The following is a 25,475-nucleotide window of genomic DNA, read 5'->3' as shown; positions in this document are numbered from 1 at the left end:
CCCCTAAAGGGTTCCTGTGAGAGTGCCGACGGTTACAGACCCGGAATGCGGCCGTTGCGGAACAGGTCGACGAAGGTCTGGTGGTCGGCACGCGCGCGTGCGCCGTACCGGTGCGCGAAGTCGGTCAGCAGGGGCGCGAAGTTCTCCTCGTCGGCCGCGATCGCGGCGTCGATGGCGCGCTCGGTGGAGAAGGGCACCAGCGACTCGCCGGACTGGTCGTCGGCGGCCGCGTGCATGGCGGCCGTGGCCCGGCCCAGGTCGGAGACGACCTCGGCGATCTCCTCCGGGTCGTCTATGTCGCCCCAGTCCAGGTCGACGGCGTACGGCGAGACCTCGGCGACCAGCTGCCCGGATCCGTCCAGCTCGGTCCAGCCCAGCCACGGGTCCGCGTGCGCCTGGAGGGCGCGCTGGGAGATCACCGTGCGGTGGCCCTCGTGCTGGAAGTAGTCCCGGATCGCCGGGTCGGTGATGTGCCGGGAGACCGCCGGGGTCTGGGCCTGCTTGATGTAGATCACGACGTCGTTCTCCAGGGCGTCGCTGTTGCCCTCCAGGAGGATGTTGTACGAGGGCAGGCCGGCCGAGCCGATGCCGATGCCCCGGCGGCCCACGACGTCCTTCACCCGGTAGGAGTCGGGGCGGGCCAGGGAGGACTCCGGGAGCGTCTCCAGGTAGCCGTCGAAGGCCGCGAGCACCTTGTAGCGGGTGGCGGCGTCCAGCTCGACGGCGCCGCCGCCGGGGGCGAAGCGGCGCTCGAAGTCGCGGATCTCGGTCATCGAGTCCAGCAGCCCGAAGCGGGTCAGGGAGCGGGCCACCCGCAGCGCGCCCAGCAGCGGCCCGTCCGCGGTGTCCAGCGTGAAGGGCGGCACCTCGTCGCTCTTGGCGCCGGTGGCCAGGGCGTGGATGCGCTCGCGGTACGCGCCCGCGTACACCCGCACCAGCTCGGTGATCTGCTCGTCGCTGAGGGCCTTCGCGTACCCGATCAGCGCGATGGAGGCGGCGAAGCGCTTGAGGTCCCAGGTGAAGGGGCCGACGTAGGCCTCGTCGAAGTCGTTGACGTTGAAGATCAGCCGGCCCGTGGAGTCCATGTACGTGCCGAAGTTCTCCGCGTGCAGGTCGCCGTGGATCCACACCCGGGAGGTCCGCTCGTCCAGGTACCGGCCGTCCTCCCGGGAACCGAACTCGGGGTCCTCGGTCAAATCGTGGTAAAAGAGGCACGCCGTACCCCGGTAGAACGCGAAGGCGGAGGCCGCCATCTTCCGGAACTTCACGCGGAAAGCCGCCGGGTCCGCGGCCAGCAGCCGGCCGAAGGCGGTGTCGAAGACGGCGAGGATCTCCTCGCCGCGGTGCTCCTCGTCGAGCTGCGGGACCGACATGCCTGGTGCCTCCTGGTGCGGGGTGGTGCCTGACGGGGTGGAGCGGATCTCCCCTCGGCCCAACGTCCGAGGGGGTGCGGGAGTGCCCGCCCCCGAAGGTACGCGCGGGGGGCCTCGGAGTGTCAGTCCCGAGGCATAGACTTCGACGCCGACCCCCCGGACTGACCGCAGCCCGTCGCCCACAGTTTTCTCAGGAGGCCGCACGTGTCCAAGCCGCCGTTCACGCACCTGCACGTCCACACCCAGTACTCGCTGCTGGACGGTGCCGCGCGGCTCAAGGACATGTTCGACGCCTGCAATGAGATGGGCATGTCACACATCGCCATGTCCGACCACGGCAACCTGCACGGGGCGTACGACTTCTTCCACTCGGCGAAGAAGGCCGGGGTCACGCCGATCATCGGCATCGAGGCCTACGTCGCCCCCGAGTCGCGGCGCAACAAGCGCAAGATCCAGTGGGGCCAGCCGCACCAGAAGCGGGACGACGTCTCGGGTTCCGGCGGCTACACCCACAAGACGATGTGGGCGACCAACCGGACCGGCCTGCACAACCTCTTCAAGCTCTCCTCGGACGCCTACGCCGAGGGCTGGCTCCAGAAGTGGCCCCGGATGGACAAGGAGACCATCTCCCAGTGGTCCGAGGGCATCGTCGCCTCCACCGGCTGCCCCTCCGGCGAGGTGCAGACCCGGCTGCGCCTCGGCCACTTCGACGAGGCCCTCCAGGCCGCCTCCGACTACCAGGACATCTTCGGCAAGGACCGGTACTTCCTGGAGCTGATGGACCACGGCATCGAGATCGAGCACCGGGTCCGCGACGGCCTCCTGGAGATCGGCCGCAAGCTCGGCATCCCGCCCCTGGTCACCAACGACTCGCACTACACGTACGCGCACGAGGCGACCGCCCACGACGCGCTGCTGTGCATCCAGACCGGCAAGAACCTCTCCGACCCCGACCGCTTCCGCTTCGACGGCACCGGGTACTACCTGAAGTCGACGGACGAGATGTACGCCATCGACTCCTCCGACGCCTGGCAGGAGGGCTGCGCCAACACGCGCCTGATCGCCGAGATGATCGACACCACCGGCATGTTCGAGAAGCGCGACCTCATGCCGAAGTTCGACATCCCCGACGGCTTCACCGAGGTCACCTGGTTCCAGGAGGAGGTCCGCCGCGGCATGGAGCGCCGCTTCTCGGGCCAGGTCCCCGAGGACCGCCAGAAGCAGGCGGAGTACGAGATGGACGTCATCATCCAGATGGGGTTCCCGGGCTACTTCCTCGTGGTCGCCGACTTCATCATGTGGGCCAAGAACCAGGGCATCGCGGTCGGCCCCGGCCGAGGCTCCGCGGCCGGTTCGATCGTGGCCTACGCGATGGGCATCACCGACCTCGACCCCATCCCGCACGGCCTGATCTTCGAGCGGTTCCTCAACCCCGAGCGCGTCTCCATGCCCGACGTCGACATCGACTTCGACGAGCGCAGGCGCGTCGAGGTGATCAGGTACGTGACGGAGAAGTACGGCGCCGACAAGGTCGCCATGATCGGCACCTACGGCAAGATCAAGGCGAAGAACGCCATCAAGGACTCCGCGCGCGTGCTGGGCTACCCGTACGCGATGGGCGACCGGCTCACCAAGGCGATGCCCGCCGACGTCCTCGGCAAGGGCATCGACCTCAACGGCATCACCGACTCGACCCACCCCCGCTACAGCGAGGCCGGCGAGATCCGCTCGATGTACGAGAACGAGCCGGACGTCAAGAAGGTCATCGACACCGCCAAGGGCGTCGAGGGACTGGTCCGGCAGATGGGTGTGCACGCGGCCGGCGTGATCATGTCCAGCGAGCCCATCGTCGACCACGCCCCGATCTGGGTGCGGCACACCGACGGCGTGACCATCACGCAGTGGGACTACCCGCAGTGCGAGTCGCTCGGCCTGCTGAAGATGGACTTCCTCGGCCTGCGCAACCTCACGATCATGGACGACGCCGTCAAGATGGTGAAGTCCAACAAGGGCGTCGACCTCGACCTGCTGTCCCTGCCGCTGGACGACCCGACGACCTTCGACCTCCTCCAGCGCGGCGACACGCTCGGCGTCTTCCAGTTCGACGGCGGTCCCATGCGCTCGCTGCTGCGGCTGATGAAGCCCGACAACTTCGAGGACATCTCCGCCGTCTCCGCGCTATACCGTCCGGGCCCGATGGGCATGGACTCGCACACCAACTACGCGCTGCGCAAGAACAACCTCCAGGAGATCACGCCGATCCACAAGGAGCTGGAGGAGCCCCTCCAGGAGGTCCTCGCGGTCACCTACGGCCTGATCGTGTACCAGGAGCAGGTGCAGAAGGCCGCCCAGATCATCGCGGGCTACTCGCTCGGCGAGGCCGACATCCTGCGCCGCGTGATGGGCAAGAAGAAGCCCGACGAACTGGCGAAGAACTTCGTCCTCTTCCAGGAGGGCGCCCGCAAGAAGGGCTACAGCGACGAGGCCATCCAGGCCCTGTGGGACGTCCTGGTCCCCTTCGCCGGCTACGCGTTCAACAAGGCGCACTCCGCCGCGTACGGCCTGGTCTCGTACTGGACGGCGTACCTCAAGGCCAACTACCCGGCCGAGTACATGGCCGCCCTGCTCACCTCGGTCAAGGACGACAAGGACAAGTCGGCCGTCTACCTGAACGAGTGCCGGCGCATGGGCATCAAGGTGCTCCCGCCCAACGTCAACGAGTCCATGTCGAACTTCGCCGCCCAGGGCGACGACGTGATCCTCTTCGGCCTCTCCGCCGTCCGCAACGTCGGTACCAACGTGGTCGAGTCGATCATCAGGTGCCGCAAGGCGAAGGGGAAGTACGCCTCCTTCCCCGACTACCTGGACAAGGTCGAGGCGGTCGTCTGCAACAAGCGGACCACCGAGTCGCTGATCAAGGCCGGCGCCTTCGACGAGATGGGGCACACCCGCAAGGGCCTCACCGCGCAGTACGAGCCGATGATCGACAACGTGGTCGCGGTCAAGCGCAAGGAGGCCGAGGGGCAGTTCGACCTCTTCGGCGGCATGGGCGACGAGCAGAGCGACGAGCCGGGCTTCGGGCTCGACGTCGTCTTCGGCGAGGACGAGTGGGACAAGACCTACCTGCTCGCCCAGGAGCGGGAGATGCTCGGTCTCTACGTCTCCGACCACCCGCTCTTCGGCCTGGAGCACGTGCTGTCCGACAAGGCCGACGCGGGCATCTCCCAGCTCACCGGCGGTGACTTCGGGGACGGCGCGGTCGTGACCATCGGCGGCATCATCTCCGGCCTCCAGCGCAAGATGACCAAGCAGGGCAACGCCTGGGCCATCGCCACCGTCGAGGACCTGGCCGGTTCGCTGGAGTGCATGTTCTTCCCGGCGACCTACCAGCTGGTGTCCACCCAACTCGTCGAGGACGCGGTGGTCTTCGTCAAGGGCAGGCTCGACAAGCGGGAGGACGTACCGCGGCTGGTCGCGATGGAGCTCCAGGTCCCCGACCTGTCCAACGCGGGCACCAACGCGCCCGTGGTCCTCACCATCCCGGCCACCCGCGTCACGCCGCCGATGGTCAGCCGCCTCGGCGAGATCCTCACCCACCACCGGGGCGACAGCGAGGTGCGGATCAAGCTCCAGGGCCCGACGAAGACGACGGTCCTCCGGCTGGACCGGCACCGGGTCAAGCCCGATCCGGCGCTGTTCGGCGACCTGAAGGTGCTGCTCGGCCCGTCCTGCCTGGCGGGCTGAGGGGGCTCCGCCCGAAAGCGGGCAAGGGGCGCTCCCGGTTGCCGGGCGCGCCCCATGCCAGTTGTGGCTGTGGTGCTGCTCAGTTGTGGCCGAAGCGCTTCCCGCGCTTGCGGGACGCGGCGTCGCCGGGCGTCGTCAGCTGCGGGGAGTGCTGCTCCTCGCGCTCCAGCACGTTCGACTCGGCCGCCTGCGGGGCGCGCTCGGCGTGGGGCTGCTTACGGTCACGGTTGTTCTTGTTCTTGGCCATGGTGATCTACCTCCTGAGGGGGATCTAGGGGCCAACGACGCCATCAGATTCACATAGGCCGACAAAGAACGCATATCGGGCAATTACCGTGCGTGACACGGCTGGTCGGGGTCCGGGCCGCCGAAACGCCACGCCGAAGATCGAGTTCGGGCCGTTAACCTCCGCGCCGTCGGGCAGACTCGAAGGAAGCCCGAAGCAAACCTCCCGGAAAGAGGGTGGATCGCGTGGACCGCTGCATCGTCCTGGTGGACGCCGGGTATCTGCTGGGGGCCGCCGCGAGTCTCCTCGCCGGGGAGCCCTCGCGTTCGCGCATCACCGTCGACCACGCCGCCCTCATCCAGGGGTTGCGCGACCGCGCCGAGTCCGACACCGGGCAGCCCCTGCTGCGCATCTACTGGTTCGACGGCGCCCCCGACCGCGTTCCGCAGCCGGAACACCGCCGGCTGCGCGTGATGCCCCGGGTCACCGTCCGACTGGGCGCCCTCACGCGCAGTGACGGCCGCTGGGCGCAGAAGGGCGTCGACGCCGCCATGCACGCCGAGCTGACGGAGCTGGCCCGCAACCGCGCCTGCTCCGACGTCGTCCTGGTGACCGGCGACGGCGACCTGCTGCCCGGCATGATGGCCGCCAAGGAGCACGGCGTCGCCGTCCACCTGTGGGCCGTACAGGCCGCCGACGGGGACTACAACCAGTCCGAGGACCTGGTCGCCGAGGCCGACGAGCGACGCGTCCTGGACCGGGTGTGGATCACCAAGGCCGTACGCGCCAAGGAGCTCGGAGGTATCTGCGCGCCGCCGCCGGTGCCCCGCCCCGAGATCGCCGCGATCCTCTCCGCGCCGCTGCCCGAGTCGGCGCTCCCGGTGACCGCGGAGCGCCCGGCGCAGGAGCCCGAGCACCCCACGGCCACCGCCGCGCGCAACGGCGCCGAGGAGCGCACGGCACCCGCCAAGGGCGTCCCGACCCCCAAGGACCTGGCCGCCCTGCGCGCCCCCGGCGCCCCGTCCGCCCCGTCCGCCCCGCACCCCACCACGGCCACCCTGCGCTGGTCCTCGGACAAGGGCTGGGTCGACCGGCCCGCGGCCGAGCCGTCCGAGGCCGCCTCCATGCCGACGCTGGCCCAGCTCACCACGGCCGAGCAGCGCTGGGCCGACCGCGAGGAGGACATCACCACCGTCGGCGGCGATCCGTACGAGGTCGGTCAGGTGTTCGCCCGCCGCTGGCTGGAGCGCCTCGGGGACCACGGCCACCTGCAGAAGCTGTCCGGGATGTACCCGCGCATCCCGCACCGCGTCGACGGCGAGCTGCTGCGCTACGCGGCCCGCTTCGGGCTCCTGGCCCACAAGGACGACCAGATCGACGAGCACGACCGGTACGCCATCCGGGCCGGTTTCTGGCGGGAGATCGACGTGCGCACCGCGACCGAGCGCACCCCCGCGGCGGAGTGAGGTCCGCCGCGGTCCCCGGCTGAATCGACACTTATGGGCGGACCCGGGAGCGGACCGGGGTGACGGACCCCGTAGTCTCGTCCCTTGTGAGTACGCGCGCGGCACAGGCACCACGACCCCGTGGCGATGCCGTGTGCGCGGTGCGCGGGCTGACCAAGACCTATCCGGCCCAGCGCGGCAGGCGAGGCGTCCCCGCCACCCCCGAGGTGCGGGCCACCGACGACGTCACCCTGGACATCCGCCGCGGCGAGATCTTCGGGCTGCTCGGACCCAACGGCGCCGGCAAGTCCACCCTCGTCCGCCAGCTCACCGGCCTGATGCGGCCCGACCGCGGCAGCGTGGAGATCCTCGGGCACGACGTCGTGCGCCACCCCGAGCGGGCCGCCCGCATCCTCGCCTACCTCGGCCAGGAGTCCAGCGCCCTGGACGAGCTGACGGTGTCGCTCGCCGCCGAGACCACGGGCCGGCTGCGCGGCCTGGAGGTGCGCCGGGCGCGCGCCGAACGGGACGCCGTCCTCGACGAACTCGGCCTGACCGCCCTCGCCGCCCGCCCCATCAAGAAGCTCTCCGGCGGCCAGCGCCGGCTCGCCTGCTTCGCCGCCGCGCTGGTGGGGGAGCGCCCGCTGCTCGTGCTGGACGAGCCGACCACCGGCATGGACCCGGTGGCCCGGCGCGCGGTGTGGGCGGCCGTGGACCGCCGGCGCGCCGAGCGCGGTACCACCGTCCTGCTCGTCACCCACAACGTCATCGAGGCCGAGACCGTCCTCGACCGGGTCGCCGTTCTCGACCGGGGGCGCGTCATCGCCTGCGACACGCCCTCCGGGCTCAAGGAGAAGGTCGCCGGCGAGGTCCGCGTCGACCTGGTGTGGCGCGAGAGGGCCCCCCTGCACGTCCCCGAGGTCGCCGCCCTGCGCGACCGCGTCGTGGAGTCCGGGCGGCGCTGGACGCTGCGGCTGGCCCCCGAGGAGGCCCGCGCGGTCGTCGCCACCGTCACCGGCGGTGCCGCCTTCGCCGCGCTCGACGACTTCACCCTCGCCACGCCCAGCCTGGAGGACGTGTACCTGGCGCTGGGCGGCGCCGCCCGGCAGGGGCTGGTGAGGGCTTGAGCGCACGCACGGTGAGCACATCGGCCGCCGCATCCGTACCCGTCAGGGCGACCGCCTCCAACGACCCCAACGAAGGGGAGCAGCGCGACGTGAGTGTCGTATCCGCCGATGTCCTGCCGGGCGGCGCCCTGGCCGTCCAGGAGCAGGACGCCGCCGAGCTGGGGCCCAGGGCGCGGCTGTGGCCCTCCCTGGTCGCCGTGTACCGGGCGCAGCTGTCCCGGGCGCGGGTCGCGCGGATCCCGCTGCTCTTCGTGGCCACCTTCCAGTCCGTCGGCATCATGATCCTGATGCGCGGCGTGGTGGACGGCGGCGGCGAGGCGCGGGCCGTGGTCGCCGGTTCGGCGGTGCTGGTCGTGGCCTTCGTGGCGCTGAACCTGCTGGCCCAGTACTTCGGGCAGCTGCGCGCCAGCGGCGGCCTCGACCACTATGCGACGCTGCCCGTCCCGCCGGCCGCCGTGGTGCTGGGCGCGGCGGGGGCGTACGCGTCCTTCACGGTGCCCGGGACCGTGGTGACCGCGGTCTTCGGCTGCCTGCTGTTCGGGCTGCCGATGACGCACCTGTGGGTGCTGGCGGCGGTCATCCCGCTGGCGGGCGCCGCCCTCGCCGGCCTGGGGGCCGCCCTGGGCCTGCTCGCGCCGCGGCCCGAGTTCGCCACCCTGCTGGGCCAGCTGGGCATGTCCGCCGCGCTGCTCCTCGGCGTGCTGCCCGCCGAGCGGATGCCGGAGGCGGTCCGGCTGGTCCGGGACCTGCTGCCCTCCACGTACGGCGTGGAGGCCTTCGCCCGCACCTTCGGGGAGAGCCCCGACTGGGCCTTCGTCCTCGGCGACCTCGCGGTGTGCGCGGGGGTCGGGGTGATCTCCCTCGCCGTCGCCACCTGGGCGTACCGCAGGGCGGCCGTCCGGTGACGCGCCGCACAGGCGGGTTTGGCACGATGGCGGGGTGACCGCACCTCTGACTCCGCCACCCCCGCCGGACGACCGCTCCTCGTACCGGGGCGGGCCGGTGCCGCCGCCCGTCGGCGCGCACGCGGTGGGAACCGCGCCCGCCGCACCGTACGACCACCACGGCGAACAGGACGGCCCCGGGATGCTGACGGAACTGCGGCAGGCGGCCGTGGCCGTACTGGCGATCGCCCTCTCCGGCGCGCTGCTCGGCGTGCTGTGGTGGAAGCTGGCGCCGACCGTGCCGCTCGTCGGCGACGTGGTCGACGGGCGCTGGGTGGTCTTCCTCAAGGAGTCCGAGGGCGAACAGGCGATCGGCGTCGACGGAACGTTCACGCTGCTCGCACTCGCGTTCGGCGCCTTCTGCGCGGTCGTGGCCTTCCTGCTGCGGCGGCGCGGCGGTGTGCCGCTGGTCGTGGCCCTCGGTGTCGGCGGACTGCTCGGCTCGTTCCTCGCCTGGCGGGTCGGCGTGTGGCTGGGCCCCGCCGAGGACGTCATCGCCCACGCGCAGGACGTGGGCAAGGGCGTCACGTTCGACGCGCCCCTGAAGCTGGGCGCCAAGGGCGCGCTGCTGGCGTGGTCGCTGTCGGCGCTCGTCGTCCACCTCGGGCTGACCGGCCTGTTCGGCCCCCGGGACCCGGAGCCCGACCCCTGGCCGGCACCGTACGGCGACAAGCCGGCGTAGCTCCCGCGCCGCCGCCCGGTCCGCTCCGGGCGGCCCCCGCCGGTCCGCCGCCCCCGCCGGGGGCTACGCGCGGGCGACCGGGGCCAGGACGGCGCCCGTCAGGCCGGCCAGGTCGGCCGGGGCCAGCTCGACCTCCAGGCCGCGCCGGCCCGCCGACACGCAGATCGTGGCGTGCTCCGACGCGGACGCGTCCAGGACCGTCGCCAGCCGCTTGCGCTGGCCCAGGGGCGAGATGCCGCCCCGCACGTAGCCGGTGGTGCGCTCGGCCAGCGCCGGGTCGGCCATCGCCGCGCGCTTGCCGCCCACCGCGGCCGCGAGGGCCTTCAGGTCCAGGCGGCCCGCCACCGGGACCACCGCGACCGTCAGGGCGCCGTCCACGTCCGCCACCAGGGTCTTGAAGACGCGGTCCGGGGAGACGCCCATCGCCTCGGCCGCCTCCTCGCCGTAGGACGGGTGGGCCGGGTCGTGCTCGTAGGCGTGCACGGTGAACGCCACCCCCGCGGCCGCGAGGGCCACCGTGGCGGGCGTCCCGCCGGACTGCTGCTTCGTCTTCTTCGCCATCGGGCCGGTCCTCAGTTGAGACTGGTCGGGCCGCGCGTCAGCTCCGACGCGGGCAGGGACGGCAGCGAGCGGATGACGGCCGTCTCGGAGCGCAGGAGCCTCAGCTCGTCCTTCAGGCGGGACGCGGTGTCCGGGGCCTGGAGCAGGCGCTGCTTGGTCGGCGTGTCCAGCATCATCGCGGCGGCGACCAGGTAGGAGACGACTCCCGGCTCGTCCGGCAGCTCGGCGCCGGTCGCCAGCGACCGCTCGCGCGCCCCGGCCAGCCGCTTCTGGTACTGCCGGAAGGACCGCAGCACGCCCTCGGCCAGCGCGCCGGCCTCGTCGCCCGGATCCTCGGGCAGGGGTTCCAGCTCGGCCGTCAGGAAGGGGCCGGAGGACTCCACCGACACCAGCCGCACCCGGTTCGTGCCGGTCGCCAGCACCTCGAAGGTGCCGTCGGCCCGCTCGCGGATCGTCGCCGCGTCCGCGATGCAGCCCACCTTGTGGAACGACTTGAGCGGGTCGGGCCCGAACCCGGCCGCCGGCCCGCGCTCCGGCGTCGCCGTCGGGTCGGGCAGGCCCGGGGCGCTCCGGGCCACCTCGTGGCCGTCGCGGATCGCCACGACGGCGAACCGGCGGGGTTCGTCCTCGGAGGTCTTCAGCAGTTCGCGCATCATGGCGCGATAGCGCTCCTCGAAGATGTTGAGCGGGAGCACCAGCCCCGGGAACAGGACGGAGTTCAGGGGGAAGAGGGGGAGCCGGACGGTGGTCACGACGCAGAAGCCTAATGGTCGCCGGGGCGGACGCGTCCGCCGCGCCCACTTCGTGGATGGCCCGAACCCGCCGCCGGGGGTGCCGCGGCCGCCCGCACCTCGGCCCGCACCCCGAGGAAGCGGCCGAGCGGGTCGTCGGTCTCCCGGTCCCAGGGGAAGGACGTGACGTACGGGCCGGTCAGGCGCAGTTGCTCCGCCGCGTCCGCGCGCCGGCCCAGCCGCAGCAGGACGTACACGAGCAGGTTCCGCAGCTCCGCCGCCCACGGGTCGGCCGCCGGGTGGGCCGCGGAGAGGGCGATCGCCCGGTCGGCCGCCGCGTCCAGGCGGGCACGGAGGCCCTGCGGGGGTACGGCGTCGCCGCCGTCGTCGGCCGTGGTCAGGCAGGTGAAGGCCGCCCGCAGGGGCAGGGCGCGGACCAGGGCGTCCTCGGGGGCGTCCTGCGCGGCCGTCTCCGCGAAGTCCAGGCACTCGCGGTGGGCGCCGGGCGAGGCGGCGGCCAGGTACTCCAGGGCGGCGACGTGGCAGCCGTAGTGGTGCGGGGAGCGGCGGACCGCCTGCTCCCACAGCCGCTCGAACTCCGCGTGCCCGGCGCCCGCGCCGCGCGCCGCGTCCAGCGCCGTCCGCCACGGCACTGGGTCGGGTCCCGCCGCCTCGGCCGCCGCGGTGACGGCGGGCACGATCTGGCGCAGGAGCAGGGCACGGTCCGGCGAGTCCCAGTGGCGGGACACCGCCAGGCGGGCCGCGACCAGCAGGGCGTCGGGGTCCTGCGGGTCGGTGATGCGCCAGGCGTCGAGCCACGCCGAACGCGAGCGGGAGAAGGCGGCGAGCCGGGTCGTGTACCGGTCGCGGTGCTCCCACTCCGCCCGCTCCCGGGTACCGGCGAGGAGGCCGGCCGCCGGGGTGTGCTCGCCGCGGGCCGCCGCGAGGAGGGCGGGGGCGAGGCGGTCGTCGGGGGCGTCGAGGAGCACGTCGTCGTCTTGGTCGGGCCGGGTGCTCCGGGCGCGGGCACGGGCGGCCGCGGTCCGGAGGAACGCGCGCAGCATGGTGTCTACGACGGTCGACCGGGCGGGATGGTTGTGCGGGATGGTTGTGCGGGGTGGGATCGGATTCGGCCTCGGCTTCGCCTTCGGCCCCGTCGTGTTCCCACCCGCACCACCCGTGCGGCTTTCGTCGTCGGCCGCGGGTGGCCCCCGCCGGGCTTCCCGCCGTCGGCGGCCGCGGGTGGTGGGAGCGCGGGGCTGCGGCGGCAGGGGTCGGCGGCCGGGAGTTGGGGGAGCGCGGGGCTGCGGCGGGAGGGGTCGGCCTCCGTGCGGGTGCGGGCCGGGCGGCCCGGTGCTCACGTCGGCGGTGGATGAGCCGCGCAGCCCCTGGAGGGATCAGCTTCTGCGGAGCAGGCGGGTCGCGCCCGCCGCCACCGTCGTGGCCAGGATCCAGCCCAGCAGGATCAGGGCCGTCGCCAGCCACTGCCAGCCGTCGTGGAGGTGCCAGAAGCCGGCCTGGCCGAGGTCGATGACCGGCAGGAGCAGGTCGAGGGCGAAGAGGGCCGGGTTCCAGTCCGGGTGCTCGCCGGCCTTCAGCGGCGGCGGCTGCGCACGCGCGAAGGCCAGCGAGCCCGCCGCCCACAGCACCGCCATCCACACCGCCGCCCGCCCCGGCCGGTAGCCGTAGGCCACCGTCCAGTCCTGGGCGTACCCCACGAGCTTCGCGGCGACCGGCAGGCTCTCGCGGCGCCGGCGGTGCTTGGCGAGCAGCACCTCGCGGGCGACCTCGTCCTCGCCGCCGGCCCGCAGCACGGCCGCGAGACGCTCGTACGGCTCCGGGTTGTACTCGGCGGTCGCGGCGCCCACCCAGCGCAGCCGCTTCTCCAGCGGGAAGGGCCCGCGCGGCACCAGGTTCTCGTAGGCGAAGCCGCCCATGTGGAGCCGGCCCGGCCCCGGCCAGCTGTCCGCCCGGTCCATCAGGTTGACGACCCGGGCGCCCGACAGCACCACCCGGCCGCGGGCCGGCCGCTCGCCGAGGAAGCGCAGCTCGGGCGTCTGCACCCGGCGCAGCGACAGCTCCTGCTCGTCGGTGAAGGTGAACCGCGCGTGCTCGAAGTCGAGCGCGTCGCCGAACCGCCCGTCGTCCAGCCGCACCCCGCCCTCGCACTCGAAGCGCTGGATCCGCGTGCCCTGCGCCGGCGTGGTGCCCCGCAGCAGCGGGCTGCCCAGCCCCGCGGGCGTCAGGTACAGCGTGCGCTCCACCGTGAGCTGCGGGGCGTTGAGCGCGTGCCGCGTGTACGGATTGAGGAGCCGGGCGCCGCGCAGGCTCAGCGAGACGCCCACCTGGGCGCTGCGCAGGCTCACCTCGCCGTGCGACTCCAGCATCTCGGCCTGGAGGTCCTGGCCGACGGTCATGCCGTCGGCGGCGATGGAGCGGCCGTGCCGGTCCCGGTGCACGATCGCCTGGTTGAGCAGCAGGTCGGTGCCTATCCGCGCGTCCGTGAGCCGTATGCCGCCCCGGAAGCGGGAGCGGGGCAGGTGCAGGTCGCCCTCCGTGTGCAGCCGGGCCGCCTCCAGGCGGGGCACCGAGCAGTCCACCAGGCGCACGGTGGTGAAGCGGGTCTCCGGCAACAGCACCTCCCGCTCGAACCGGCAGCCCCGCAGCTCCACGTACGGCTCCACGGTGCCGCCGGCCAGGTCCATCGTGCCGCTGATCCGCACGCCGGTGAGCTGGAGAGAGGCCACCCGGCCCGCCAGCGCCGGCGGCCCGTCGAGCAGCAGCCAGCACACGATGCGGGCCCGCACGCTCCGCTCCGACCCCCACGGGTGCCCGCCGTGCGGGTCGTCGACGAGCGCGTCGCCGCTGCTCAGGTCGTACACGCTGCCGTTGCGGAAGGCCTGCCACATGCCGGCCTCGGCGGCGGTCAGGTCGTCCGGCAGCTCTCCGTCACGAGGGCCCACCACTACGGTCACGGCACTTCACTCCCTCCCCAACTACCCGCCGGTCGCTTACTCTTCGTACAACCGTTCATGCCCACTGGGTGACACTCCGAACACTCAAAGTGAGCACCGATTCGGGTGAGTTCGCCCGGACCGCCCCCGGTGGCCGTGTTCTGTATCAGCCATTGATACGCGCGGACCGTGCCCGACGCGGGTCTGAGAGAATTGGTTCCGTGATCTCCCGAATCGATCTGCGCGGCGACGCCCTCCCCGAGGGTCCCGCCCTGCGCGACCTGCTGCCCCGAGCCGACTTCGACGTCTCGGCCGCCCTGGAGAAGGTGCGTCCGATCTGCGAGGCCGTGCATCATCGGGGCGACGCGGCGCTGATCGACTTCGCCGAGCAGTTCGACGGGGTCAGGCTGGACCAGGTCAGGGTCCCGGCGGCGGCGCTCACGCGCGCGCTGGAGGAGCTGGACCCGGCCGTGCGCGCGGCCCTGGAGGAGTCCATCCGCCGCGCCCGCCTCGTCCACCGCGAGCAGCGCCGCTCCACGCACACCACGCAGGTCGTGCCCGGCGGCTCGGTCACCGAGAAGTGGGTGCCGGTCGAGCGGGTCGGGCTGTACGCGCCCGGCGGCCGGTCGGTCTACCCCTCGTCCGTGATCATGAACGTGGTGCCCGCGCAGGAGGCCGGCGTCGAGTCGGTCGCCCTCGCCTCGCCCGCCCAGGCCGAGTTCGACGGTCTGCCGCACCCGACGATCCTCGCCGCCTGCGCCCTGCTCGGGGTCGACGAGGTGTACGCGGCGGGCGGCGCCACCGCCGTCGCGATGTTCGCGTACGGCACCGAGTCCTGCCCGCCCGCCAACATGGTCACCGGCCCCGGCAACATCTGGGTGGCCGCCGCCAAGCGCTACTTCACCGGGAAGATCGGCATCGACGCGGAGGCCGGCCCGACCGAGATCGCGGTCCTCGCCGACGCCACCGCCGACCCGGTGCACGTCGCCTCCGACCTGATCAGCCAGGCCGAGCACGACCCGCTGGCCGCCGCCGTCCTGGTCACCGACTCAGTCGAGCTCGCGGACGCGGTCGAGAAGGAACTCCAGCCGCAGATCGAGGCCACCAAGCACGTCGACGACCGGATCGTCCCCGCCCTGAAGGGCCGCCAGTCCGCGATCGTCCTGGTCGACGGCGTGGACGAGGGCCTGCGCGTCGTCGACGCCTACGGCGCCGAGCACCTGGAGATCCAGACCGCCGACGCCGCCGCCGTCGCCGACCGGGTGAAGAACGCCGGCGCGGTCTTCGTCGGCCCCTGGGCGCCCGTCTCCCTCGGCGACTACGCGGCCGGGTCCAACCACGTCCTGCCCACGGGCGGCTGCGCCTGCCACTCCTCCGGCCTGTCGGTGCAGTCCTTCCTGCGCGGCATCCACATCGTCGACTACACGCGCGACGCGCTCGCCGAGGTCGCGCACCACGTGGTGACGCTCGCGGAGGCCGAGGACCTGCCCGCGCACGGCGCGGCGATCAAGGCGAGGTTCGAGTGGAAGGTCCCGGAGAGCAAGTGACGTTCGGCATCGACGACCTCCCCGTACGGGACGAGCTGCGCGGCAAGTCCCCCTACGGCGCGCCCCAACTGGACGTGCCCGTACGGCTGAACACCAACGAGAACCCCTACCCGCTGCCCGAGGCGCTGGTCGAGCGGATCACCGAGCGGGTCCGCGCGGCCGCCCGAGACCTCAACCGCTACCCGGACCGGGACGCGGTCGAGCTGCGCACCCGGCTCGCCGAGTACCTGACGAAGACCACCGGCCATCCTCTGGACACGGGTGACGTCTGGGCCGCCAACGGCTCCAACGAGGTCATCCAGCAGCTGCTCCAGACCTTCGGCGGCCCGGGCCGCACCGCGATCGGCTTCGAGCCCTCGTACTCGATGCACGGTCTCATCGCGCGCGGCACCGGCACGGGCTGGATCTCCGGGCCGCGCCACGCGGACTTCACCATCGACGTGCCCGCCGCCGAGCGCGCCCTCGCCGAGCACCGCCCGGACGTCGTCTTCATCACCACCCCCAACAACCCCACCGGCAACGCCGTCCCGGCCGAGACCGTCCTCGCCCTGTACGAGGCGGCCCAGGCGGCGAAGCCCTCGATGGTCGTGGTGGACGAGGCCTACGTCGAGTTCAGCCACGGCGCCTCGCTGCTGCCGCTGCTGGCGGGCCGCCCGCACCTCGTGATCTCCCGCACCATGTCGAAGGCGTTCGGCGCGGCCGGCCTGCGCCTGGGCTACCTCGCCGCGCACCCGGCCGTCGTGGACGCCGTACAGCTCGTACGGCTGCCGTACCACCTCTCGGCCGTGACCCAGGCGACCGCGCTGGCCGCCCTGGAGCACACCGACACGCTGCTGAAGTACGTCGAGCAGCTGAAGACCGAGCGGGACCGGCTGGTCGCCGAGCTGCGCGCCATCGGCTACGAGGTGACCGAGTCCGACGCCAACTTCGTCCAGTTCGGGCGGTTCGCGGACTCCCACGAGGCCTGGCGGAAGATCCTCGACCGGGGCGTGCTGGTCCGGGACAACGGCGTACCGGGGTGGCTGCGGGTCACCGCCGGAACCCCGGAGGAGAACGACGCGTTCCTCGACGCGGTCCGTGAAGTCAAGAAGGAGCAGAACACATGAGCCGCGTGGGACGCGTGGAGCGTACGACCAAGGAGACCTCGGTCCTCGTCGAGATCGACCTCGACGGCACCGGGAAGACCGACATCGCCACCGGCGTCGGCTTCTACGACCACATGCTCGACCAGCTCGGCCGGCACGGTCTGTTCGACCTGACCGTGAAGACCGACGGCGACCTGCACATCGACTCCCACCACACCATCGAGGACACCGCCCTCGCGCTGGGCGCCGCCTTCAAGCAGGCCCTCGGCGACAAGGTGGGCATCTACCGCTTCGGCAACTGCACGGTCCCGCTGGACGAGTCCCTCGCCCAGGTCACCGTCGACCTCTCCGGCCGCCCCTACCTCGTGCACACCGAGCCCGAGAAGATGGCACCGATGATCGGCGAGTACGACACCACGATGACCCGGCACATCCTGGAGTCCTTCGTCGCCCAGGCCCAGGTCGCGCTGCACGTGCACGTGCCCTACGGGCGCAACGCGCACCACATCGTGGAGTGCCAGTTCAAGGCGCTGGCCCGGGCCCTGCGCTACGCCAGCGAGCGCGACCCGCGCGCGGCCGGCATCCTGCCCTCCACGAAGGGCGCGCTCTAACCCATGAACGGTACGTCCACCGCGCTGATCGTCGTCGGCCTGTTCTTCATCGGCGGCATCATCTCCTTCGCCAAGCAGCAGATGCCCAAGGGCCTGATCGTGCTGCTCTCCATCGGTGCCGCGATGTGCCTGTTCGCGGGCGTGCTGCGGCTGGAGGTGTGGAATTGACCTCCCCCGCCAAGCGGGTCGTCGTCCTCGACTACGGCTTCGGCAACATCCGGTCCGCCGAGCGCGCCCTCGCCCGCGCGGGCGCCGACGTCGAGATCACCCGTGACTACGACAAGGCGATGAACGCCGACGGCCTGCTGGTGCCCGGCGTCGGCGCCTTCGCCGCCTGCATGGACGGCCTCAAGTCGGTCCGCGGCGACTGGATCGTCGACCGCAGGCTCTCCGGCGGACGCCCCGTCATGGGCATCTGCGTGGGCATGCAGATCCTGTTCGCGCGCGGCATCGAGCACGGCGTGGCCGCCGACGGCCTGGACCAGTGGCCCGGCACGGTCGGCCCGCTCAAGGCCGACGTCGTCCCCCACATGGGCTGGAACACCGTCGACGCGCCGGCCGACTCGCAGCTCTTCGCCGGCCTGGACGCGGACGCCCGCTTCTACTTCGTGCACTCCTACGCCGTCCACGAGTGGGCCCAGGAGACGCACAACCCGCTGATCGCCGCCCCCAGGGTGACCTGGTCCACGCACGGCGAGCCCTTCGTGGCCGCGGTGGAGAACGGCGCGCTGTGGGCCACGCAGTTCCACCCCGAGAAGTCCGGTGACGCCGGAGCGCAGCTCCTCACCAACTGGATCGACACCCTTTAGAGATGAGCCCGGTAGAGATGAGCAAGCTCGAACTCCTCCCCGCCGTCGACGTCCGCGACGGCCAGGCCGTCCGCCTGGTGCACGGCGAGTCCGGCACGGAGACCTCCTACGGCTCCCCGCTGGAGGCCGCCCTCGCCTGGCAGCGCTCCGGCGCCGAGTGGCTGCACCTCGTCGACCTGGACGCCGCCTTCGGCACCGGGGACAACCGTGCGTTGATCGCCGAGGTCGCGAAGGCCATGGACATCAAGGTCGAGCTGTCCGGCGGCATCCGCGACGACGACACCCTCGCCGCCGCGCTCGCCACCGGCTGCACCCGCGTCAACCTGGGCACGGCCGCCCTGGAGACCCCCGAGTGGGTCGCCCGGATCATCGCCGAGCACGGCGACAAGATCGCCGTCGGCCTCGACGTACGCGGCACCACGCTCCGCGGCCGCGGCTGGACCCGTGACGGCGGCGACCTCTACGAGACGCTGGCCCGCCTCGACAAGGAGGGCTGCGCGCGGTACGTCGTCACCGACATCGCCAAGGACGGCACCCTCCAGGGCCCCAACCTGGAGCTGCTGAAGAACGTCTGCGCGGCCACCGACCGCCCGGTCGTCGCCTCCGGCGGCGTCTCCTCCCTGGACGACCTGCGCGCCATCGCCGGTCTCGTCCCGGCCGGTGTCGAAGGGGCCATCGTCGGGAAGGCCCTCTACGCGAAGGCGTTCACCCTGGAAGAAGCCTTGGAGGCCGTGTCGTCATGACATCCGAAGCCGTACGGCGTGTGCAGAGCGGAAGTCCCTGGGAAGAGTCCTTCGGTTTCGCGCGGGCCGTGGCGGCGGGCGACCGTGTCATCGTCGCGGGCACGACCGCCTTCAAGGGCGACATGCTGTACGGCGAGGGCGACCCGTACGAACAGACGAAGGTGGCCTTCGGCACCGCCGTCGAGGCGATCGGCGAGTTCGGCCTGGACATCACGTCCGTGGTCCGGACCCGGGTCTACCTGGCCCACTCGCGCGACGTCGAGGCGGTGGGCCGGGCCCACAAGGAGCTGTTCGACGCGGTCCGCCCGGCCACGACCCTGCTGGTCGTGGAGGGCTTCATCGACTCCCGTGTCCTGGTGTCGGTGGAGCTGGAAGCATTCGGAGGACAGTGAGAGGCATCGAAGGAGCCGTGGATTCATGACCCTGGCGGTCCGAGTCATCCCCTGCCTGGACGTGGACGGCGGCCGGGTCGTCAAGGGCGTCAACTTCCAGAACCTGCGCGACGCGGGCGACCCCGTCGAGATGGCCAAGGTGTACGACGCCGAGGGCGCCGACGAGCTGACGTTCCTGGACATCACCGCGTCGTCGGGCAACCGGGAGACCACCTACGACGTGGTGCGCCGCACCGCCGAGCAGGTCTTCATCCCGCTCACCGTCGGCGGCGGCGTCCGCACCGCCGAGGACGTGGACAAGCTGCTGCGGGCGGGCGCGGACAAGGTGGGCGTGAACACGGCCGCCATCGCCCGGCCCGACCTGATCCGGGAGATCGCGGAGCGGTTCGGCCGCCAGGTCCTCGTCCTCTCCGTGGACGCCCGCCGCACCGAGGCCGGCACCTTCGAGGTGACCACCCACGGCGGCCGCCGGGGCACCGGCATCGACGCGGTGGAGTGGGCGCACCGGGCCGCCGAACTGGGCGCGGGGGAGATCCTGCTGAACTCGATGGACGCGGACGGCACCAAGGACGGCTACGACCTGGAGATGATCGAGGCGGTGCGCAAGCACGTGACCGTCCCGGTGATCGCCTCCGGCGGCGCGGGGCGCCTCACCGACTTCCCGCCCGCCGTCGCGGCCGGCGCGGACGCGGTCCTCGCGGCATCCGTCTTCCACTTCGGCGACCTCCGGATCGGCCAGGTGAAGGAGACGCTGCGCGGGGCGGGACATCCGGTCCGGTAGCGCCCGCCGGGCTTCAGCGGGCACCCGACGCCGCCCCGACACCCGATACGAAAGGAAAATTGCGCAACAAGGATTGCGCAATTTTCCTTTCGTAATCTAGCGTGGCGCCATGCCCAGCCGTGAAAACCGTGCCATCACCGACCTGAGCACCCTCAAAGCCCTGGCGCACCCGCTGCGCATGCAGCTCTACCGGGGGCTGTGCGTGGCCCGGACGGCGACCGCCTCGCAGCTGGCCGAGCAAGTGGACGAGGCGGTCTCCCTGGTCAGCTACCACCTGCGCAAACTCGCCGAGCACGGGCTGGTCGAGGAGGCCGAGCCGCAGAGCGCGGACGGCAGGGAACGCTGGTGGCAGCCGGCCTCGGACGGGGTCAGCATCCGGGACAAGGACTTCCGGGACGCCCCCGAGCGGGCCGCGGCCCACCTCGCCGCCACGCGGCTCATCCACGAGCAGCGCGCCGACATGTACCGGCGCTACCTCGACGCGCGCCAGACCTGGGGGCCGGAGTGGAACTCGGCCGCCCCCGACAACGAGTCCCTGCTGCGGCTGAACGCCGCCGAGTTGGCAGAACTGGCCGCGGAACTGCTGGCCCTGGCCAAGAAGTACGACGCGAAGGGCCGGGCCGCCGAGGCCGCCGGCGACACCGAAGGGCGCGAGAACGTCGCGCTGCACGTGTCCGGGTTCCCGTTCCGTGTCTGAGCGGACCGCGTCCGTGCCGGACACCCTCATACCCCCGGCCACCGGAAGAGCCGCGCACCGCGATCCCAACGTGCTGCGCTGGGTCGCCGCCTACACGCTGTCCATGGTCGGCGACATGGTCTTCTACCTCGCGCTGTCCTGGGCCGCCGTGCGGAACGGGACGGCCGCGCAGGCCGGGATCGTCACCGCCGTGAGTGCCGTGCCCCGCGCGCTGCTGATGCTGGGCGGCGGGGTGGTGGCCGACCGGTTCGGGCCGCGCAGGGTCGTCATCGGCAGCGACGCCGTGCGGTGCGGCACCGTCCTCGCGGTCGCCGCCGTGCTCTTCGTGACCGACCCCGGGCTCTGGCTGCTCGCGCTGCTCGCCGTCGTCTTCGGCACCGTCGACGCCGTGTTCCTGCCCGCCGTCGGCGCGCTCCCCGCGCGGATCACCACCAGGGACCAGCTCGCCCGGGTGCAGGGCATGCGCGGCCTCGGCATCCGCTTCGCCGCCGTGGTCGGCGCCCCGCTCGGCGGGCTCGCCGTGGCGGTGGGCGGGTCGGCCGCCGCCTTCGCCTGCGCGGGGCTGCTGATCGCCGCGTCCCTGCCGCTGCTCATCACCACGCGGCTGCGCGCGCTGCCCGCCGACGGCACCCCGGCCGCCCCCGCCGGTGACACCACCGCCTGGCGCGACCTGCGGGCCGGCCTGCGCCACATCCGCCGGCACCGCGTCCTCGCCCCGCTGATGATCACCATCGCCCTCGGCGACCTCGGCTTCGTCGGCCCGCTCAACGTCGGCCTCACCCTGCTCGCCGACGAACGCGGCTGGGGCGCCTCCGGGATGGGCTGGGTGCTCGGCGGCTTCGGCACCGGGGCCGGCGCGGCGGCGCTGCTGCTGGCGGTCCGCGGACGCGTCCCGCGCGCCGGCCTGGTCACGGCCGGGGCCATCGTCCCCGGCGCCGCCGCCATCGCCGTCCTCGCCCACGTCTCCGCCCTCCCCGCGGCCGTCGGCGTCGCCGTGCTCGTGGGGCTGCTCACCGGCCTCAGCGGCGCCATGTGCGGGGCCCTGCTGCAGACCGCCGCCGACCCGGCCTACCTGGGGCGGGTCACGGCCGTGGCCGGCATCGTCAGCCTCGGGATCGCGCCCCTGAGCATGCCGCTGTCCGCCGCCGCCATCGGCGTCTGGGGCACCGGCCCGGTCTTCACCGTCAGCGCGCTGGTCTGCGCGCTCGGCGGAGCGGTCGCCCTGTGCGCGCCGGGCCTGCGGCGCGCCGAACTGCCGAGGTGAGCGCCGGGCCGCCTCAGATGCCGAGCTGCTTCGTCTCCTGGAGCCGGGCGATCGCGGCCTTCTCGCCCTCCAGCTCCACGTCCGCGGCCTCCTGGCGGCCGTACGCGAACAGCAGCAGCTCGGACGGCTCGCCCGTGGCGGTCACGACCGGGGTGCCCCGGTGGGCGACGGTCGTCTGGCCGTTCGGGCGGCGCAGGACCAGGCCCGTCGGGATGCCGCGGCCCATCAGACGGGCGGCCCGCTCCAGACGGGACCACAGGGCGTCCTGGAAGACCGGGTCCAGCTCGCGCGGCGACCAGTCGGGCCGCGCCCGGCGGACGTCCTCGGTGTGGACGTAGAACTCCACCGTGTTCGCCGCCTCGTCCACCTGCTTGAGCTGGAACGGCGAGAACCGCGGCGGCCCGGTCCGGATCAGCTGCAGCAGCTCCTCGTACGGCTTCGCCCCGTACTCCTCCATCACCCGGTCCAGGCGGGACGCCAGCTGCTTGATCAGGGTGCCCCCGGCGGCGTCGGGGCGGCGCTCGCGCACCACCACGTGCGCCGCGAGATCACGGGTGCGCCAGCCCTCGCACAGGGTCGGAGCGTCCGGGCCCGCCGTCTCCAACAGGTCCGCGAGCAGAAGTCGTTCACGCTTGGCGAAAGTCGACATGCGGCCAGCCTACGGCGCCCCGCCGGGTCCGCCCAGTGGACGGCGCGGGGGTGTGTCCGTCCCGCGCGGCACAATGGGCGCATGACCAGCAGCTCCCCCCGGACGCCCAGCCCGCTCGCCCCGGAGATCGCGGCCCGCCTCAAGCGCGGCGCCGACGGCCTCCTGCCCGCCATCGCCCAGCAGTACGACACCGGAGAGGTGCTGATGCTCGGCTGGATGGACGACGAGGCACTGCACCGCACGCTGACCACGGGACGCTGCACCTACTGGTCGCGCAGCCGCGGGGAGTACTGGGTCAAGGGCGACACCTCGGGCCACTTCCAGTGGGTGAAGTCCGTCGCCCTGGACTGCGACGCCGACACCGTCCTGGTCAAGGTCGACCAGGTGGGCGCCGCCTGCCACACCGGCACGCGCACCTGCTTCGACGCCGACGTGCTGCTCGCCGAGGGCGGCGGGGCCGCCGACGGCGCGGATGCCGGCGCGCCCGCGGCCGGTCAGTAGGGTCTGCCGCCATGGACGACATGGACCTCGTGACCTTCCGCAAGCTGGCCGCCGACCGCCGGGTGATCCCGGTGAGCCGCAAGCTCCTCGCCGACGGCGACACCCCCGTGGCGCTGTACCGCAAGCTCGCCGCCGAGCGACCCGGCACCTTCCTGCTGGAGTCCGCGGAGAACGGCCGGTCCTGGTCCCGCTACTCCTTCGTCGGCGTCCGCAGCGCCGCCACCCTCACCGAGAAGGACGGGCAGACCCACTGGCAGGGCACCCCGCCCGTCGGCGTCCCCACCGACGGCGACCCGCTCGCCGCCCTGCGCGCCACCGTCGAGGCCCTGCACACCCCCCGCGACCTCGCCCACGACCTGGGCCTGCCGCCCTTCACCGGCGGCATGGTCGGCTACCTCGGGTACGACATCGTGCGCCGCCTGGAGAAGGTCGGCCCGGGGGAGCGGGACGACCTGAGGCTCCCCGAGCTGGCGATGCTGCTCACCAGCGACCTCGCCGTCATGGACCACTGGGAGGGCTCGGTCCTGCTGATCGCCAACGCGATCAACCACAACGACACGGAGACCGGCGTCGACGAGGCCTACGCCGACGCGATCGCCCGCCTCGACGTCATGCAGGCCGACCTCGCCCGCGCGGTGCCCCAGCCCCCGGCGGCCCTCCCGCCCTCCGAGCTGCCCGAGTACACCGCGCTGTGGGGCGGCCCCGACTTCCAGGAGGCCGTCGAGGACATCAAGGAGCGCATCCGCGCCGGGGAGGCCTTCCAGGTCGTCCCCTCCCAGCGGTTCGAGACGCCGTGCACGGCGAGCGCGCTGGACGTCTACCGGGTGCTGCGGGCCACCAACCCGTCCCCGTACATGTACCTGCTGCGCCTCGACGGCTTCGACGTCGTCGGCTCCTCGCCCGAGGCCCTGGTGAAGGTCGAGGACGGCAGCGCCATGGTGCACCCCATCGCCGGCACCCGGCCCCGGGGCGCCACCCCGCAGGAGGACCAGGCCCTCGCCGACGAACTGCTCGCCGACCCCAAGGAGCGCGCCGAGCACCTCATGCTCGTCGACCTCGGCCGCAACGACCTCGGCCGGGTCTGCGAGCCCGGCTCCGTCGAGGTCGTCGACTTCATGTCCGTCGAGCGGTACTCGCACGTCATGCACATCGTCTCGACGGTCACCGGCCGGGTCGCCCCGGGCCGCACCGCCTTCGACGTCCTCACCGCCTGCTTCCCGGCCGGCACCCTCTCCGGCGCCCCCAAGCCGCGCGCCCTGCAGATCATCGACGAACTCGAACCCTCCCGGCGCGGCCTGTACGGCGGCTGCGTCGGCTACCTCGACTTCGCGGGCGACTCCGACACCGCCATCGCCATCCGCACGGCGCTGCTGCGCGACGGCACCGCATACGTCCAGGCGGGCGCCGGCGTCGTCGCCGACTCGGACCCCGTCGCCGAGGACACCGAGTGCCGCAACAAGGCGGCGGCGGTGCTGCGCGCCGTACACACCGCCAACCGGCTCGCGCAATAGGGCCAACCGGCCTCGGCGGTGGGGCGATTCTCACGCCCGCCAATCCGAGCCCCGGGTGACGGTTCGCCCGGGGTTCGGGTGATAGTGGAGTACGTGACAGCCGTTCCTCACCCCCGTACCCCAGCCGCAGCACCCGCCCGGGCCGGCCGGCGCAGCCTCGCCGTCGCCCTGCTGTGCGGTGCGCTCGGCGCCGCCGTCACCCTGCTCGCCACCCGGCAGGAGTGGGCGGAGGGCACCGCGACGGTGGCCGGCGGCGCGTTCCCCCTGACCGCCAACGGCAGCGACGTCACGGGCGTCCCCGCGGCGCTCGCCATAGTGGGCCTCGCCGCGCTCGTCGCCGTGTTCGCCGTGCGCCGCGCCGGGCGCCTCGCCGTCTCCGCCCTGCTCGCCCTGAGCGGCGCGGGGACCGTGGCCGCCGCCCTGGCCGGCGCCTCCGACGGCTCGGCCCTGGACGACCAGGCCGCCAAGGCCGCCGGCGACACCTCGGCCACCGTGGACGTCCTCTCCCACACCGCCTGGCCGTACGTCGCGGCCGTGGGTGGTGCCCTGCTGCTGCTCGCCGGGCTCCTCGCGCTGCGCTACGGCCGTCAGTGGCCCGCGATGTCCGGCCGCTACGAGCGCGACGGCACCCCGCGCCCGCGCCGCAGGCCGCAGACCGTGGACCCGGACCGCCCCGAGGACCTGTGGAAGGCCATCGACCGCGGCGAGGACCCCACCAGCGCCTGACAGCGCCCGGCCCCCGCGGGAGCACCCCCGATCACGGCGCGTGCGACCGTGCGGGACAATGGGGACGAGCGTCCTGCTCAGACATGGCACACAGCAACGAGGAGCAAGCAATGGCGGGCAGCAGCCACGGTCACACCCCGGCCGCCTGGACCGGTGTCATCATCTCCTTCATCGGTTTCTGCATCGCGGGCCTGTTCATGGTGGCGGCCCAGCCGGCGGGCTTCTGGGCCGGCCTCGGCGTCGTCGCCCTCGGTGGTGTGGTGGGCTACATCATGCGGATGATGGGCCTCGGCCAGCCGAAGCACAGCCACCCCGTGCACCAGGTCGCCGGCGAGCAGGCTCCGGCCGGCGCCAAGGGCTGACCCGCACGGC

The 25,475-nt window shown here is 72.9% G+C and carries 26 protein-coding genes; 19 read left to right on the top strand and 7 right to left on the bottom strand.

All coding sequences use genetic code 11. The features are described from left to right. Window positions 1–32 precede the first annotated feature (32 nt). Window positions 33–1,373, bottom strand: coding sequence for a DUF2252 domain-containing protein (locus IE108_RS26815; protein ID WP_064727411.1), 1,341 nt, complete (start codon window positions 1,371–1,373; stop codon window positions 33–35). Window positions 1,374–1,577: 204 nt separating this feature from the next. On the opposite strand from IE108_RS26815, the gene dnaE reads away from it, so the two are divergent. Then, on the top strand, window positions 1,578–5,117 hold the full coding sequence (gene dnaE / locus IE108_RS26810; protein WP_064727410.1) for a DNA polymerase III subunit alpha: 3,540 nt from the start codon (window positions 1,578–1,580) through the stop codon (window positions 5,115–5,117). 79 nt (window positions 5,118–5,196) lie between these two features. Here dnaE and IE108_RS26805 read toward each other — a convergent pair whose 3' ends face one another. Next, on the bottom strand, window positions 5,197–5,364 hold the full coding sequence (locus tag IE108_RS26805; RefSeq protein WP_107420121.1) for a hypothetical protein: 168 nt from the start codon (window positions 5,362–5,364) through the stop codon (window positions 5,197–5,199). Window positions 5,365–5,588: 224 nt separating this feature from the next. Here IE108_RS26805 and IE108_RS26800 point away from each other — a divergent pair, with 224 nt between their 5' ends. The 4 genes from IE108_RS26800 (at window position 5,589) to IE108_RS26785 (ending at window position 9,541) form a co-directional block, all read left to right on the top strand. After that, window positions 5,589–6,809, top strand: a complete 1,221-nt coding sequence (locus IE108_RS26800; RefSeq protein WP_064731704.1) for an NYN domain-containing protein — start codon at window positions 5,589–5,591, stop codon at window positions 6,807–6,809. A gap of 131 nt (window positions 6,810–6,940) precedes the next feature. Further along, window positions 6,941–7,915: an ABC transporter ATP-binding protein gene (locus IE108_RS26795; protein WP_064727409.1), complete on the top strand. Its 975-nt coding sequence runs from the start codon at window positions 6,941–6,943 to the stop codon at window positions 7,913–7,915. Window positions 7,916–8,004: 89 nt separating this feature from the next. Next, window positions 8,005–8,820: an ABC transporter permease gene (locus IE108_RS26790; protein WP_064727408.1), complete on the top strand. Its 816-nt coding sequence runs from the start codon at window positions 8,005–8,007 to the stop codon at window positions 8,818–8,820. A gap of 34 nt (window positions 8,821–8,854) precedes the next feature. Next, window positions 8,855–9,541 (top strand): hypothetical protein, encoded by a 687-nt coding sequence (locus IE108_RS26785; RefSeq protein ID WP_064727407.1) that lies wholly within the window; start codon window positions 8,855–8,857, stop codon window positions 9,539–9,541. A gap of 63 nt (window positions 9,542–9,604) precedes the next feature. Here the strand turns inward: IE108_RS26785 and ybaK are convergent, their stop codons facing one another. The 4 genes from ybaK to IE108_RS26765 form a co-directional block, all read right to left on the bottom strand. Continuing rightward, complete coding sequence (ybaK, locus tag IE108_RS26780; RefSeq protein ID WP_064727406.1) at window positions 9,605–10,102, bottom strand: Cys-tRNA(Pro) deacylase; 498 nt, start codon at window positions 10,100–10,102, stop codon at window positions 9,605–9,607. Window positions 10,103–10,113: 11 nt separating this feature from the next. Beyond that, window positions 10,114–10,854: an LON peptidase substrate-binding domain-containing protein gene (locus IE108_RS26775; protein ID WP_064727405.1), complete on the bottom strand. Its 741-nt coding sequence runs from the start codon at window positions 10,852–10,854 to the stop codon at window positions 10,114–10,116. Window positions 10,855–10,865: 11 nt separating this feature from the next. Beyond that, window positions 10,866–11,897, bottom strand: coding sequence for a hypothetical protein (locus tag IE108_RS26770; RefSeq protein ID WP_189397774.1), 1,032 nt, complete (start codon window positions 11,895–11,897; stop codon window positions 10,866–10,868). 333 nt (window positions 11,898–12,230) lie between these two features. Next, window positions 12,231–13,808, bottom strand: coding sequence for a hypothetical protein (locus IE108_RS26765; protein WP_064727404.1), 1,578 nt, complete (start codon window positions 13,806–13,808; stop codon window positions 12,231–12,233). A gap of 200 nt (window positions 13,809–14,008) precedes the next feature. Here IE108_RS26765 and hisD point away from each other — a divergent pair, with 200 nt between their 5' ends. The 10 genes from hisD to IE108_RS26715 all read left to right on the top strand — a co-directional run bounded on the left by hisD (window position 14,009) and on the right by IE108_RS26715 (window position 21,716). Beyond that, window positions 14,009–15,334, top strand: coding sequence for a histidinol dehydrogenase (hisD, locus tag IE108_RS26760; RefSeq protein WP_064727403.1), 1,326 nt, complete (start codon window positions 14,009–14,011; stop codon window positions 15,332–15,334). Beyond that, entirely contained in the window at window positions 15,331–16,440 is a 1,110-nt protein-coding gene (locus IE108_RS26755) for a histidinol-phosphate transaminase (RefSeq protein WP_064727402.1), read from the top strand. Before hisD ends, IE108_RS26755 begins: the two co-directional genes overlap by 4 nt. Next, complete coding sequence (gene hisB / locus IE108_RS26750) at window positions 16,437–17,030, top strand: imidazoleglycerol-phosphate dehydratase HisB (RefSeq protein ID WP_055416452.1); 594 nt, start codon at window positions 16,437–16,439, stop codon at window positions 17,028–17,030. Before IE108_RS26755 ends, hisB begins: the two co-directional genes overlap by 4 nt. A gap of 3 nt (window positions 17,031–17,033) precedes the next feature. Beyond that, a complete protein-coding gene (locus IE108_RS26745) occupies window positions 17,034–17,198 on the top strand; it encodes a CG2302 family histidine operon protein (RefSeq protein WP_163015643.1) in 165 nt (54 codons plus the stop codon). Further along, window positions 17,189–17,839: an imidazole glycerol phosphate synthase subunit HisH gene (hisH, locus tag IE108_RS26740; protein ID WP_064727401.1), complete on the top strand. Its 651-nt coding sequence runs from the start codon at window positions 17,189–17,191 to the stop codon at window positions 17,837–17,839. The genes IE108_RS26745 and hisH overlap by 10 nt, the downstream gene beginning before the upstream one ends. A 17-nt stretch (window positions 17,840–17,856) precedes the next feature. Further along, a complete protein-coding gene (priA, locus tag IE108_RS26735; RefSeq protein ID WP_064727400.1) occupies window positions 17,857–18,582 on the top strand; it encodes a bifunctional 1-(5-phosphoribosyl)-5-((5-phosphoribosylamino)methylideneamino)imidazole-4-carboxamide isomerase/phosphoribosylanthranilate isomerase PriA in 726 nt (241 codons plus the stop codon). Beyond that, window positions 18,579–18,974, top strand: coding sequence for a RidA family protein (locus IE108_RS26730; RefSeq protein ID WP_064727399.1), 396 nt, complete (start codon window positions 18,579–18,581; stop codon window positions 18,972–18,974). Before priA ends, IE108_RS26730 begins: the two co-directional genes overlap by 4 nt. A gap of 25 nt (window positions 18,975–18,999) precedes the next feature. Beyond that, a complete protein-coding gene (gene hisF, locus IE108_RS26725; RefSeq protein ID WP_064727398.1) occupies window positions 19,000–19,755 on the top strand; it encodes an imidazole glycerol phosphate synthase subunit HisF in 756 nt (251 codons plus the stop codon). A 109-nt stretch (window positions 19,756–19,864) separates the two neighbouring features. Then, window positions 19,865–20,452, top strand: a complete 588-nt coding sequence (locus IE108_RS26720; RefSeq protein ID WP_064727397.1) for an ArsR/SmtB family transcription factor — start codon at window positions 19,865–19,867, stop codon at window positions 20,450–20,452. After that, window positions 20,445–21,716: an MFS transporter gene (locus IE108_RS26715; RefSeq protein WP_079163483.1), complete on the top strand. Its 1,272-nt coding sequence runs from the start codon at window positions 20,445–20,447 to the stop codon at window positions 21,714–21,716. Before IE108_RS26720 ends, IE108_RS26715 begins: the two co-directional genes overlap by 8 nt. A gap of 13 nt (window positions 21,717–21,729) precedes the next feature. Here IE108_RS26715 and IE108_RS26710 read toward each other — a convergent pair whose 3' ends face one another. Continuing rightward, the gene (locus IE108_RS26710; RefSeq protein WP_064727395.1) at window positions 21,730–22,365 is read right to left on the bottom strand and encodes a TIGR03085 family metal-binding protein; all 636 of its coding nucleotides are present in this window, start codon (window positions 22,363–22,365) and stop codon (window positions 21,730–21,732) included. Window positions 22,366–22,446: 81 nt separating this feature from the next. Here IE108_RS26710 and hisI point away from each other — a divergent pair, with 81 nt between their 5' ends. The 4 genes from hisI to IE108_RS26690 all read left to right on the top strand — a co-directional run bounded on the left by hisI (window position 22,447) and on the right by IE108_RS26690 (window position 25,465). Further along, window positions 22,447–22,866, top strand: coding sequence for a phosphoribosyl-AMP cyclohydrolase (gene hisI, locus IE108_RS26705; protein ID WP_064727394.1), 420 nt, complete (start codon window positions 22,447–22,449; stop codon window positions 22,864–22,866). 20 nt (window positions 22,867–22,886) lie between these two features. After that, window positions 22,887–24,377, top strand: coding sequence for an anthranilate synthase component I (locus IE108_RS26700; RefSeq protein ID WP_064731703.1), 1,491 nt, complete (start codon window positions 22,887–22,889; stop codon window positions 24,375–24,377). A gap of 84 nt (window positions 24,378–24,461) precedes the next feature. Continuing rightward, window positions 24,462–25,103, top strand: a complete 642-nt coding sequence (locus IE108_RS26695; RefSeq protein ID WP_064727393.1) for a TIGR02234 family membrane protein — start codon at window positions 24,462–24,464, stop codon at window positions 25,101–25,103. Window positions 25,104–25,213: 110 nt separating this feature from the next. After that, a complete protein-coding gene (locus IE108_RS26690; protein ID WP_064727392.1) occupies window positions 25,214–25,465 on the top strand; it encodes an HGxxPAAW family protein in 252 nt (83 codons plus the stop codon). The last annotated feature ends 10 nt before the right edge of the window (window positions 25,466–25,475 follow it).

Source organism: Streptomyces parvulus, from assembly GCF_014648855.1.
GTDB lineage: Bacteria > Actinomycetota > Actinomycetes > Streptomycetales > Streptomycetaceae > Streptomyces > Streptomyces parvulus.
Note: the sequence above shows the minus strand (reverse complement) of the source record. Positions and strands in the feature narration are given on the sequence as shown.

Coding starts and splice junctions, on each gene's coding strand:
- IE108_RS26815 (WP_064727411.1), bottom strand. CDS start 1,373: ATGTCGGTCCCGCAGCTCGACGAGGAGCACCGCGGCGAGGAGATCCTC.
- IE108_RS26805 (WP_107420121.1), bottom strand. CDS start 5,364: ATGGCCAAGAACAAGAACAACCGTGACCGTAAGCAGCCCCACGCCGAG.
- ybaK (WP_064727406.1), bottom strand. CDS start 10,102: ATGGCGAAGAAGACGAAGCAGCAGTCCGGCGGGACGCCCGCCACGGTG.
- IE108_RS26770 (WP_189397774.1), bottom strand. CDS start 11,897: ATGCTGCGCGCGTTCCTCCGGACCGCGGCCGCCCGTGCCCGCGCCCGG.
- hisB (WP_055416452.1), top strand. CDS start 16,437: ATGAGCCGCGTGGGACGCGTGGAGCGTACGACCAAGGAGACCTCGGTC.
- IE108_RS26745 (WP_163015643.1), top strand. CDS start 17,034: ATGAACGGTACGTCCACCGCGCTGATCGTCGTCGGCCTGTTCTTCATC.
- priA (WP_064727400.1), top strand. CDS start 17,857: ATGAGCAAGCTCGAACTCCTCCCCGCCGTCGACGTCCGCGACGGCCAG.
- IE108_RS26730 (WP_064727399.1), top strand. CDS start 18,579: ATGACATCCGAAGCCGTACGGCGTGTGCAGAGCGGAAGTCCCTGGGAA.
- hisF (WP_064727398.1), top strand. CDS start 19,000: ATGACCCTGGCGGTCCGAGTCATCCCCTGCCTGGACGTGGACGGCGGC.
- IE108_RS26720 (WP_064727397.1), top strand. CDS start 19,865: ATGCCCAGCCGTGAAAACCGTGCCATCACCGACCTGAGCACCCTCAAA.
- IE108_RS26710 (WP_064727395.1), bottom strand. CDS start 22,365: ATGTCGACTTTCGCCAAGCGTGAACGACTTCTGCTCGCGGACCTGTTG.
- hisI (WP_064727394.1), top strand. CDS start 22,447: ATGACCAGCAGCTCCCCCCGGACGCCCAGCCCGCTCGCCCCGGAGATC.
- IE108_RS26700 (WP_064731703.1), top strand. CDS start 22,887: ATGGACCTCGTGACCTTCCGCAAGCTGGCCGCCGACCGCCGGGTGATC.
- IE108_RS26690 (WP_064727392.1), top strand. CDS start 25,214: ATGGCGGGCAGCAGCCACGGTCACACCCCGGCCGCCTGGACCGGTGTC.